Below are 12,020 nucleotides of genomic sequence, written 5' to 3' on the forward strand. Positions count from 1 at the left end.
AAGTCATGACTTAGTTGCGGTTATTATAAATTTTCTTTTAAGAAACCAAGTCCAATAGGAGCATATGGAGTCATGTTCGCTAAACGGAAAGGTGTTCTAGGTGTATCTGCTAAAGTGTAACGATATGTTTGGGCGTAATTATAAGAAACAATCACTTCTACGCGATCTTTTGGAGCATCACCCAAAATTAATCGTTTGGTAGAACCATCTACTGTAAATTTCCCAGCAGCTGGAGGTGTATCTGCTTTATATTCAACATAATTCGTTTTAGTTAACGTATTACATCCAGCTGAACTTACTAAGCGAACTTCAAATTCATCATCGATTGTAGGTCTATGGAATAAATGAAACTCTTTGATTGCTCCATCTCCTGTACCTACTTGCTCGTTTTCAGATCGTTCTTTTACTTCTAGTTCATCTAATTGTGAGATATTTTTTGGATGAATTGCATAAACTTCATCTAGTCTACCCACATAACCATCAGAAGGATGAACAATATACATTGGCGAAATGTGATATTTATTAGAATATACAGACGGATTAAAACGAGACTCATGGCTTGGATCTACGTCAGCATCATGAGTAATAAATGCTAAATAGTGTTTTTGATACATTGCCCCGCCAACAGTTCGTTGTACAAGTACAGAACTATTACCATTAGATGTATTTACACCATAGTCAACTACACTACGTCCTAATTTCATACCCGCCTTATATTGAATCTCATCATCAGAACGAGCTCCACCAATAATTACATTATTCATTCGAGGAGTCTTACCAATTGTCGATAGACGTCCAATATATAATGGTGCAAAGAACGTACTTTCAGGATCCGGCGCAGGATCTAAACGGAAGTAAGAAACGATACGATCCTTTGTAATATTTCCCCAATAATAAACTTGAGAATCTCGTCCCCATCCTAAACCGATATCATTTTGCGGAATAAACGATACGGCTGTTGGTAATGAAGGATAAACAAAGCGAACTGCATCATAAGCTGCCCCCATAAGTTCTGTTGGAACTTGCGGATTAAACTTATTTACTTCAATATCTCCATAATTACCGTTTGCATCTTTTACATATTCTAGTTCATAGTCAGCGAATAATGCTAACGGCTCAGTTCCTCCTGAAAACGTTACTGTACCGGCCTCATGGTCCACAGTATAATCAGCGGAATCAAGAGGTACTGTTCCAGTTAATTTATCATAGAACTTATATGAATTCTCGCGGATACGTTGGTTCCCTTTCTTCATTTTAAAGCTAAATACTCCACCTTTTTTGTCTTCTAACTCAGCCAAGTCAGGGCGTTCAGAACGTAAAATAAATCGAGTAGGGATAAATCCTTCAAACGTAAAGAACCATAAGCGTTTTACTAGATCAGGAGCATTATCTGTAAGCGAGTATGTAGAAAGAACCTTACCTACTTGACTATCATTGAATGTTACCGTCCCTTTCTCTCCATCTATTAAATACTTTGTTGTAGCTTGGTCAATCATTGAACCATCTTCACGATATAAAATTACACTAGAAGGAATAACGGGTTTAACCATAAATTCAAATACTGTCTTTGTTTTTTTGGCCCCACTAGGAGTTACATCCTTCATTTCACCTAAAAATGTATCTTTTGAAATTACAGGTTCCTCTCCAAGCTTTCTCACATTTCCACCATAACCTGTCGTGAATCCAAAGTAGCGATGTTGTTTATCACTACCTTTCGATTCAAATAGAAAAGTTTCAGCAAAAGTTTTTCGGTATGGATCCTTCTTTCCATTTGCATCTGTTAAAGGCGATACCGCACGGTATTTCCCTAAAGTACTCCATCCTCCCGCATTAAACAACTTCTCTAAATCTAAAGGTAGAAGTTGCACGGACAAATCTACATCGAAAAATCCATCTGTATTAATTAATGACATATTGGTCACCCCTTCTATATTTATTAAGAAACCTCTATAGGTGTTGCAGTAATACCTACAGATTCGTTACCGGCTGAATCCACCGTAGTAATTTTGATCTCAGGTTTAAATCCTGTGTTTAATCCCATTAATCTATAATAAGTTGTTCCAGTAATTCCAGTAGCATAGATCTTACCATCTAAGTAGATATTGACATGCTTTAAATCCTTATCTGTAGGAAGTTCAAATTCTACATCAATAGTCTGTGATATTGGACTTAATACTTTAGTAATCTTCACTTCTCCTGGAGGAGTTTTATCATTCTTAATGTCGTGAGGAACTTCATTTGGATTAAAGTCCTCAGAATAAATCCCCAAACCTACAGGACGGAAAGGTGTAACAGGTAGCTTCGTTAGAGGAGATACCGCACCTATACTATGTGGTTTATACATTTCATAAACTTTTTCCGGACAGTTTTGTTTTGCAACACGTAAGTTCGTTGCACTCATTCCTTGTGAGTTAAAACCAATTGCTTTATCTAAATACCCCCTCACACCCTCTTCAGGATGAACTACATAAATTCGAGAGGAGTGTACTTTATCTGAGTATCGGGAAGTATTAAATTGATATTTATAATTGTTAGTTTTTTCAACCGGATTATATGCTCTCGGATATTTCTTACCAATTTCATCTACTCTATTTGGTGGTAGCTGGTTCGAAGGTGCGTTCCATGAGAGATAGTGAGCCTGATAACGTGCACCAAATCTTGAACGGGAAACCATTACAGAATCTACACCATTTGAAGAATGATGTGGATACAATTTAAGTAAAGGATAAATTGTTTCGCCAACAGTTGCGCCAGGATCATCAAAATCAAATAAAGATACTACATCTTCATTCTTCACTCGTTTGCTAGCGTTGTTAGTCGATAGACGAGCAATTGTCGCACCTGTGTCCCAATAAGGTGCACGCATGAATGTTCCAAGTTGCGCACGTTCAACAGTTAAATAGTTACCTTTTTTCTCAATAAGTTTAACTACCTCTGTACCATTAATCGTTAACAACGCTGGTGCCTCAGGTAATTTCGTCGCATCATTTACATAAAGGATTGTATCTCCAGGCATAATTTTCCGCCAAGAAAATGTAGTTTCTTTTCTAGTTGAATCCACACGCTTTACAGGTGGAATCGTTCCTGAAAATAATGCATAGCCTTCATCTTTATCTCCATCTAAAGAATTTATTTTACCGAAATATAGCGGTATAGTCGGAACCAAATTCTTCTCCCAAACAGGGGCTGTATCAGCTTGAAGAACTAGGAAAAATGTTGTGCTATCAATATGACCTTTGACACGAACTTCTGAATCTGTCCACCAGTTCGTATGCCATAAAGGATCGTTTATATGCTCTAAAAATTCAGCGCGCAATGTAGTCTTAACAATTGGTGACTGCATTACACGAGGATCAGCTTTTTCAATTACCGCTTCTTGCATATCAGTATCCCAACGTGTTTCTAACACTTCAATATCTAGTGCTGAACGTATTACATGGAAAGGAGAAGCTGATAATAATTTTTCTTCATAAATTAAGTCTTCTGGATCGTAGTCTCTATCTTCTACATGGTAGTTTCCTTCAAAATACTCATACCACCACTTAGACCAGTCATCTCTATCCCTATCTCTGTCTTGCTCAAAGGATGTACCACCCATACCTGGCATAGTAACGATAGAAACAATACCATCTTCTTTAACAAGATTAGAGTTTGGTAACTTCTCTAACATATAGAAATACAAGTTTGTTCTTGTTGTATTATCTACATACTTTTGTTTAATCCATTCATCCCAAGTAGGTTTCATTTTAAAGTTAGGATCATTAGGATCGGTATCATCGTGAGGTCTACGAATAGGCTGTTTTTTCTCATACTTGTACTTAAGAGGGAATTGGCTAATTGTCGCAAAACCTAGCAATTTCCCATCTGCATTTCTAAAAATGGTATGTCTTGCAATTGCATAATTGACTTGATCCGTTCGGCGGTTGTACGCCCTTGTATCTACCGCAGCTTTATAAAAGTTCCTCACTAACGTCCAACCGTTATCAATTAACATTTGTGCAAATACGTCCTGCAAGTTATCTTCTTCAAACTTAGAGGGATAATCCTGAGGAGTTGAATCAATATATGGCATCTCATCACCCACTTCATCATTTTATTTTAATAATAGGTTAATTAGTTTTATAAATAGCAATTCTTCTCTGTCATGTATATTATAGGTAGGTACCTTTCTTTCATAACAAGTAAGTTGCATTACTACATTACGTTCACAGATACTTCAATACCTGCAGATTCATTACCTTTCATGTCTACAGAAACCAGTTTAATCTTTACACCATTTCCTTTTGTCACATTTTTAATAGTATATGATTCTACTTCAGTGACACCTGTTGCATACCTCATACCATTTACGAAAATGTTAACCGTTGAGAGCTCCATATCATTCGGATTTGTCCAAGTAAGTAATACAGTGCCTTCTTGTGGATTTGTAGCTTTTAGGTTAGAAACATTAACTAGGGTTTTATTCGCTACTGGTTTCTTAGAAGTATTTAGTGCTTCTTTGTACAACCCTAATCCCATTGGTCGAAATTGTGTGGATGGTCGCTTCGTTAGTGGTGAAATTGCACTAACTGGGACACACTGATATACATCAAAAACCTTTTCTGGACAACTCTCTTGACGAATTCTTAATTCACTAGATCCCATATTAATTGAATTAAATCCTACAGATTTCTTTAAATATCCTCTTACTCCTTCTTCTGGATGAATCAGATAAATAAATGAAGTTTGTACTTTATCCGAATAACGTGAAGGATTGAATTGATAATTATTAATTCGTTCCCATGCTCGTGGGTATTGTTTATTACCTACTTCAGATACACGCTTAGGAGGCATATCTTGTGCAGGTGCATTCCAAGACAAGTAATAACTTTGATAACGAGAACCTAATTTAGTACGACTCACCATTACAGAGTCAACACCATTAGATGGATTAGAAGGATATTTTTTCAGGACAGGCATAATTTGACGCCCACCTTTAATCTTAATATCATCAAAGTTATAAGCAGCAACGCCATTTGTATCAGTACCTTTTGGAACAGTTCCTGCGAATAATGCGATAGCAGGATCACCTTCATCTATTGCTTCAATATCGCCAAAGTAAATTGGTACAATAGGTACGACATTATTTTCCCACATTGGTGTATTATCCGTTTGGATAATTAAGAAAAGACTATTACTGTCAATATGTCCTTTAATATTAATTTCCGAATCAATCCACCAATTTGTATGCATATAAGGATAATCAATATTCTCAAGTAATGGTGAACGTAGAGATGACTCTACAATAGGCGACTGCATCACAACAGGATTCGCTTGTTTTACAAATTCTGAACCAGCACTTGTAGATTTAAAATCAATTTGTGTAACTTCAATATCTAAAGCCATTTGAAGTCGTTTTTCATCTGCACTAGATCCCGTTCCCCATGGGGTAAATAATTTATCTCCCTCTTTTACATCTGGTAATTTTTCCAACATATAAAAATAAAGAGATGTATTTACTTTTCTTTTTTCAAATTCTTTGGCCATATAGTTAATAAGGGCCTCTTTTTCAGTAGCTGTTGATTTAAAAGCATTGTAATATGGAATCCCTTTATCATGAGCAGTAAACTCCTTCCAATCTGCAACTACAGCAAAACCAAACAAATCACCTCGTGCATTACGTAGAATAATATGATTGGCAACTGTAAATTTTTCATCATGCCTTCCTTCTAAAGGATGATCTGTAACATAATAAGACCCTGTTACAGCTTTTTTAAACTCTACTACTTTGGTCCAGCCGTGTTTAATCAGTAATTCCATAAAACCGTGTTGTAAGTTACCTTCACGAACCTTATAAGGGGAAAGTGCAGGTGTGCTATCAATATACGGCATTTCTACACCTCTCTTTCTATTAATTAAGGACGAGATTTTACCCGCCCTTATTCTGCAACTTAGTTATCGTTATGAGTAGGTAATAAGTTGCAACTAATTACTTAAATTCATTATAAGTAGTCTTTTTATTCTGTTAACAACACTCATGTCTAATTAATAATTTTAGCTTTTATTTTTACATCCGAAGGTACACTACTTCCACAATAAAGGGTATAACTCCACCTGCTTCCTTTATCTTGACCATCATTCATTACTACTCTTAATTCCCCATCATCAGGTTTATAATAAAAACCAAACGGACTTCCTTCTTTATCCATTTTACGTGAAGTATCATAAATCAATTCATTATTAACAAATACTCGCATCCTATCTGGTGCAGAGAAGAAATCATATTCCACATAGCAGATGCCCTCTTCACTTACAGCATGAATATATTCCCCATATCCCATGCCACCCTGTGCCGTTTGTCCGCATTTTAGTACATTTTTACCTGGTTTCTCACCTTCGCCTTCTGGCTTTCCACCTTCACCTTCTGGTTTTCCACCTTCACCTTCTGGTTTTCCGCCTTCGCCTTCTGGTTTTCCACCTTCACCTTCTGGCTTTCCACCTTCGCCTTCTGGTTTTCCGCCTCCGCCTTCTGGCTTTCCGCCTCCGCCTTCTGGCTTTCCGCCTCCGCCTTCTGGTTTTTCAGGGGAAATATTTTTTGAGATAAATTCAATATTCACTATTTTTTCGCAAACTCCAAAACCATAATCAACGATAAATTTAATTGAATATACTCCTGGTGAACTACTAGTAAAAGTGTAATTTCCTGTCTGCATGACTTTAGGAGGGGTTTGAACAAGTACACCTATATTAGAAGCTGAACTATTTTGTCCATGATCTAAATGAAGAACAATTGAATCTCCTACATGTGATTTTAAAGAAGGACCAGTAATGTTTAATTCACAAATAAATTCGCCAATAATAGTCCCCTCAGTTATACATTCTTGTCCATCGTTATACGTTACAATAAATGTAATTTTATATACGCCCTTATTAATAATTTTAAACGTTCCATTCCCAAGACTCTTTAAACCATTCTTATCATAGTTCGTATCAATGCGTAGAATACCAGATTTATTTGTGTGTACAAGCGAGAATGTAACAACCTCTCCTACTACCTTATTAAATCGTGATGTAATTAAATTTAAACCACAGCTACTAATTGGGATATCATTAATAATCTGTATTTTTGAAGGCCTTGAAATTGGTTCTAATACAGGAGTCTCTATTCTTTTAAAACAACCCGCATCTTTTAACATACCTATACCTGCCATTCTAAAATGGGTAGAAGGCCTTTTAGTAAAAGCTGAATCCCCCTCTACAATCGTCACGTAATACTCATCATTATATTCTGATTTTTCGTTATCCTTGCCCGCATCATCAGAATCATGACCATCTTTTTCTGGAGGAATGCTAGGAACCAAATTATCCCATTGAAAAGGAACCCTTAAATGCATTTCTTTTCCTAACCCTGTAATTACTTTTATCCAGACTTCATAAATGCCTTCTTTAGACATATTCATAAAGTCGTACATAGGTGTACCATCACCTAGGTCTTTTTGCGTAAAAGCAATTCCTTTAACTCTCCTTAATTCATGGTTTACTTCATCATCCTCTAAGGCAATTACTGCCCCAGCCTCTCCAATTTTATAGGGTTCCTCTATTAAAAGCTGATCTTTTTCTCTTAAAAATCTGATATATGCTGTTACTTCAACGATATCAGTATCTTTTAGGAAATAAACATCAAGATAAGATACACCATGCTTGTTAATATCTATAGTAAGTGGCCCATGAGAATGATATGTAATTACGTCATCTACGTCTTTAAAAATGTACCTCGATGGTAAATGCCTCCATCTAATTGAATGTATAATTGGTAGTGAATCAGTTCCTTTAAACCCTTTATTTTGCGGTACTGATAAATTAGGAACGGGAGTTAATGCCATATCAAAATCACCTCTACGCTTTTATAATTTCCACGGTAAAGCCTTGTAATTCTAAGTCTCTTTTAAAATATTCCATAAGATATAATTTATTAGATTTATTGATTGTTGGAGGATTTTTTCCGCTCTTTGTAATTAATTTATGTGGAATCCCCTTAATCTCTCCTCTAAACCTTATTCCAGTTTGAACATTCAAAATATTATCCAAAGATTTTACAAGAGATTCATTATTACCGCTTACTCTGACTTTATGTTGAATATCACCTTCATTATCAATAAAGGCAAAATCTTCTCCTCTTTTTATCTTAAGAATCATTATATTTTACCTCCTACAGTTTTGGATCAATACCCATTTCTTTTAATTTATTAACTATAAAATCGTGTTTATCTTTAAAATTTCTAGCTAAAAATTGTCTATTAATGATATACATCATAAAGGCCTCAGCAAAATCTTCGGCCGGGCTAAAACATCCATAATCTGATACCGGAGCAAGTTTTCCATTATCTAACGCTGTACCTGGCGAGCTTTTCGTTAGTTCATTAAATGAACCATCAATATTCTCGATCCACCCACTAATATTTAACCATTCTTGCATTTCATGTAGTTTTTCACCTAATATGTCATATCCATAATTAGATAATGCATGACCCATCTCATGTACAGCTACTTCTGCGGCAACATAAGGTATATAATTATCATCAGTCATATCCGGTAAATAATATGCTTTATATTCTCCATCAACAACATGACTGCCAAAACCCAGGTTAGGTTTTATATAGTCATATGGGCGATGTGCCTTGGCAGCTGAAATATTATAAAGCAGCACCTGAGGTTCAAAGTTAACTAAAGAACGAAAAGAAGATAAAATATTTTCCTTTTTCCCATTACTATGCATGGCTGTAGCAAAACTATCCATTACCCAAGCTCCAACAAGACCTGTATCATCTTCGTTTTCAATAAATACATTATTAAAGTCAATCCAATCATATATAACACTTGGTACTTTCTTAATTAAAGGAAGCATTTTATCTAAAATATCGCCCTTTAAAAACCCCTCTGAACCTGGGAAAAATAAGACAGGTTTATTGAGTTTAGCCGACATAAATACTGAGGCTTTTTGCAATTCATTTAAACAAGGTAAATTTGCCTTTCCCCACTCGTTAAAATCTAGCCATCTATCTTGTAAACTATAACCATCATCTTTAATATCTTTTAAGGTTTTCCATAAAAATTTATGAAAATCTTCAATTTTTATTTTAGAGTTATCCAAATGATACTGACTTTGAGGCTCCTGTAAATAATCTAACCAATCATTTCGCCCCTCCCAGAACGATTTGCTTAATTCCTTTCCAATACCATCTGTGCTGTTAGCCAAATAATCTTGCGTAATAACAGAGGGATTCCAATAAGTATCATCTACTGCTTGTGCCTTTACTGATCCATCGCAATAATAAGAAAATTTATTACCTATATCAGAATTGGAATTAGAATTATTGGTTGAATCTCCTAAATTTACATGAAGATTATTCAGTTTGCTTGTACTCTTAGCAATTCCCCACTCTAATTTAGTAGATTCTTTAGGTACCTCAGGTTGATATTGAGATTCATTACATTCTTCACACCAATAAGGGAACACTAATTTCTCACCTTCAGAAACATTAATAACGGGCAGAAGTACGATATTAGGAATATACCCTAATACACCATCTTCAGGATGCATGACTGTTGCGCGAGATGTATGAATCTTATTACTATACCTAGATGCATGAAAATCGTATTGATAGTAACCATATCTTAAATAATTCCATGCCCTTGGGTACTTACGAGCATATTCTTCCTCTTTCTCAGTTCCTTGTGCATTTTTGACAAGTCTTAATTCTTCACGAGTAGGTGGCATTAGATTAGGTGGCACGTTCCAACGTAAAAAATGTTCTTGATAACGTGCTCCATATTTTGTTTTTTTGATCATAACGGAATCTACTCCGTTTGACGGATGGTTTACATAATTTCTTGTGATAGGTTGTAAAATTTCAGTTTTAGTCTCTATACTATCGAAATCAAAAAATTCTCCTACTTGCCTACCTCCAAGCATAGCGATTGGTGTTTCATTTTTCGAAGATGTATTTTTAGATACTAGATTTCCAAAGAAAAAGGGAATTAAAGTCACCATATTATTTTCCCAGCTAGGAGCTGAATCTACTTTTAATGTAAAAAATGCACTTGTCTCATCAAATACACCTTTTAGCTGAATTAAAGAGTCCCCCCACCAATTCGTATTAGTTCGATAATTCAACTTCCCTATGGAGGCAACTAGATCACCTGTATCTCCTTTTAATTGCATGGTAATAATCGGTGATTGTTTCATACTTTCATAGTATTCATCCTCACCGTAGTACTCTATATCCATGCTATCCCTAAATATATCCAAACCATGATTTTCACTCATGATAGTAACTGGAGCAAGTTCACCACTAGGTGATACATAATGCGTATATCCAGCATATGTGTCTAGTGTGTATGAATAAACAGTTGTATAGTCTACAGATTTTCTATAAAAATTAGAAATCCATTCTAAGAAACCTTCTTTTTCTCTAGGAATATCTTTAGTGTTAATTTTTACAGCCCCTGTTGACTGTGCGAATGCTAAATACTCATTATCCCACCTACGCATAATCATATGCCGAGTGATGCATAACATACCTTCTCGAGATTCAAAAGGGGGTAGATATCCCTTTTCTCCTTTTACAAATAACCCTTTTTCAAAAGTAATTTTATATAGATCTACTTTTGGAACTTGATTGTTAAAATTCTGCCACCAGTAATTACCTGATTTATCTTTAAATCTTCTAAATACTTTATCAAACATATCATCTAAAAAATTATCGTGTCTTAATGTTTCCTCTACCCAAGGCATTTATATCCACCTCTCTTATTTGTTGGGATTATCCCTTAAACATTGAAAGTTTATCCAAACATATTTCGATTGCCCACCTTTATTATCAAAGCGGAATGTAATTGGGGTACCTGCTTTTACTGTTTTCACAGCCATTAAATAAGCACCTTCTGGTAAATCCTTCGTATAAATTTCATCAAATACGTAGTTATTTTTATGATCATCTCCAATAAACAAACTCCAATTATCAAAGGAATGATATCTAGATGCTCCTACAGCTACGGAGACCAGCTCAATATCAAAATCAGGAATAAATTGAATATCAAAGTGCCCTAAAGTACCTAGTACCTCTAAAATTTTCCCCTTTATATAAGGAACTGTTTTTGTAGGCATAAATGGATAATCTAAACGTCCACCACCCAATCTACCTACTCTATCTATTTCCCCTCCAACTACTACATTTGCTCCAAAACTCATGTAGGACCTCCTCTCTAAATTTCATCTGTTATCTTTGGTCCGAGTTCCACATTAACATCTACAGGAGACGATGGATTATATCCATCAGACCAACCATCTGGAGAGATTTCAATTTCTTCATTAGTTGCATATCCTATTTCTGCATAGTCTACATAATCCTCTACTATCACTTCTTCATAATTACTATATTTACCGTTATAAAAATCAGATGGATTTTCATATTTAGACGGCATAGAATCTTCTTCGATTTCGTCCTCACTCCAGCCCCATTCCGAGTCAAAATAAGTGAGTTTAACCTTTTTAAAATTACCGTAATCATTTTCCCTTATAATCTTTGCAACAACTTCTTGGGATTTACCAAACCACTCTGTTTTTATAGAAACTTCTGTAATCATAATATTGTTGATGTACTCATAATCTTGAATTTCATCAGATACAGATGGATTGAGCCCACGGACTAAAGAAATTTTATCTAATGCACCATTTCGATAAATAATTCGGATCTCATTAATTACATGATTAGCTATTGAATTTTCTGTTTCCCTTATGACTTCAAATGACTCTACTTGCCATTGAGAAGAATTCAATGTTGTTACACCATTGTCGTTATCATTATTGAATAGCGGACTAGTAAAATGGTGTCTTGTTCCCTTTCCTTGATTAACTTTTCTATTGATCATATCAAGTATTGGATATACATCATTTACGTTCATATGACTCTTTTGCGCCATTTTCCCACCTCGCTTTCCATAGCATTATAAGAAAAAACAAGGAGATTCCTAACGTTCTG

General features: G+C 35.3%; 8 protein-coding genes. All 8 read right to left on the reverse strand.

The window, feature by feature from the left end:
* Window positions 1-23 precede the first annotated feature (23 nt).
* A complete protein-coding gene (locus tag B9A45_RS21075) occupies window positions 24-1,913 on the reverse strand; it encodes a hypothetical protein (protein WP_084064840.1) in 1,890 nt (629 codons plus the stop codon).
* Window positions 1,914-1,936: 23 nt separating this feature from the next.
* Window positions 1,937-4,072: a hypothetical protein gene (locus B9A45_RS21080; protein WP_084064844.1), complete on the reverse strand. Its 2,136-nt coding sequence runs from the start codon at window positions 4,070-4,072 to the stop codon at window positions 1,937-1,939.
* A gap of 122 nt (window positions 4,073-4,194) precedes the next feature.
* The gene (locus B9A45_RS21085) at window positions 4,195-5,871 is read right to left on the reverse strand and encodes a hypothetical protein (RefSeq protein WP_084064847.1); all 1,677 of its coding nucleotides are present in this window, start codon (window positions 5,869-5,871) and stop codon (window positions 4,195-4,197) included.
* A gap of 149 nt (window positions 5,872-6,020) precedes the next feature.
* Window positions 6,021-7,862: a hypothetical protein gene (locus tag B9A45_RS21090; RefSeq protein ID WP_084064852.1), complete on the reverse strand. Its 1,842-nt coding sequence runs from the start codon at window positions 7,860-7,862 to the stop codon at window positions 6,021-6,023.
* Between the two features lie 13 nt (window positions 7,863-7,875).
* Window positions 7,876-8,175: a hypothetical protein gene (locus B9A45_RS21095; protein WP_000601025.1), complete on the reverse strand. Its 300-nt coding sequence runs from the start codon at window positions 8,173-8,175 to the stop codon at window positions 7,876-7,878.
* A 13-nt stretch (window positions 8,176-8,188) separates the two neighbouring features.
* Window positions 8,189-10,774, reverse strand: a complete 2,586-nt coding sequence (locus B9A45_RS21100; protein WP_084064856.1) for a hypothetical protein — start codon at window positions 10,772-10,774, stop codon at window positions 8,189-8,191.
* A gap of 15 nt (window positions 10,775-10,789) precedes the next feature.
* The gene (locus B9A45_RS21105) at window positions 10,790-11,230 is read right to left on the reverse strand and encodes a hypothetical protein (protein ID WP_000007798.1); all 441 of its coding nucleotides are present in this window, start codon (window positions 11,228-11,230) and stop codon (window positions 10,790-10,792) included.
* 14 nt (window positions 11,231-11,244) lie between these two features.
* Window positions 11,245-11,961, reverse strand: a complete 717-nt coding sequence (locus B9A45_RS21110; protein WP_084064861.1) for a hypothetical protein — start codon at window positions 11,959-11,961, stop codon at window positions 11,245-11,247.
* Between the last annotated feature and the right edge of the window lie 59 nt (window positions 11,962-12,020).

Source organism: Bacillus sp. JKS001846, assembly GCF_900176455.1.
GTDB lineage: Bacteria > Bacillota > Bacilli > Bacillales > Bacillaceae_G > Bacillus_A > Bacillus_A cereus.

Excerpts from the sequence above, each read along its gene's own strand:
- B9A45_RS21105 (WP_000007798.1), bottom strand. The coding sequence starts at position 11,230 with ATGAGTTTTGGAGCAAATGTAGTAGTTGGAGGGGAAATAGATAGAGTA.
- B9A45_RS21095 (WP_000601025.1), bottom strand. The coding sequence starts at position 8,175 with ATGATTCTTAAGATAAAAAGAGGAGAAGATTTTGCCTTTATTGATAAT.
- B9A45_RS21110 (WP_084064861.1), bottom strand. The coding sequence starts at position 11,961 with ATGGCGCAAAAGAGTCATATGAACGTAAATGATGTATATCCAATACTT.
- B9A45_RS21100 (WP_084064856.1), bottom strand. The coding sequence starts at position 10,774 with ATGCCTTGGGTAGAGGAAACATTAAGACACGATAATTTTTTAGATGAT.
- B9A45_RS21080 (WP_084064844.1), bottom strand. The coding sequence starts at position 4,072 with ATGCCATATATTGATTCAACTCCTCAGGATTATCCCTCTAAGTTTGAA.
- B9A45_RS21085 (WP_084064847.1), bottom strand. The coding sequence starts at position 5,871 with ATGCCGTATATTGATAGCACACCTGCACTTTCCCCTTATAAGGTTCGT.
- B9A45_RS21075 (WP_084064840.1), bottom strand. The coding sequence starts at position 1,913 with ATGTCATTAATTAATACAGATGGATTTTTCGATGTAGATTTGTCCGTG.
- B9A45_RS21090 (WP_084064852.1), bottom strand. The coding sequence starts at position 7,862 with ATGGCATTAACTCCCGTTCCTAATTTATCAGTACCGCAAAATAAAGGG.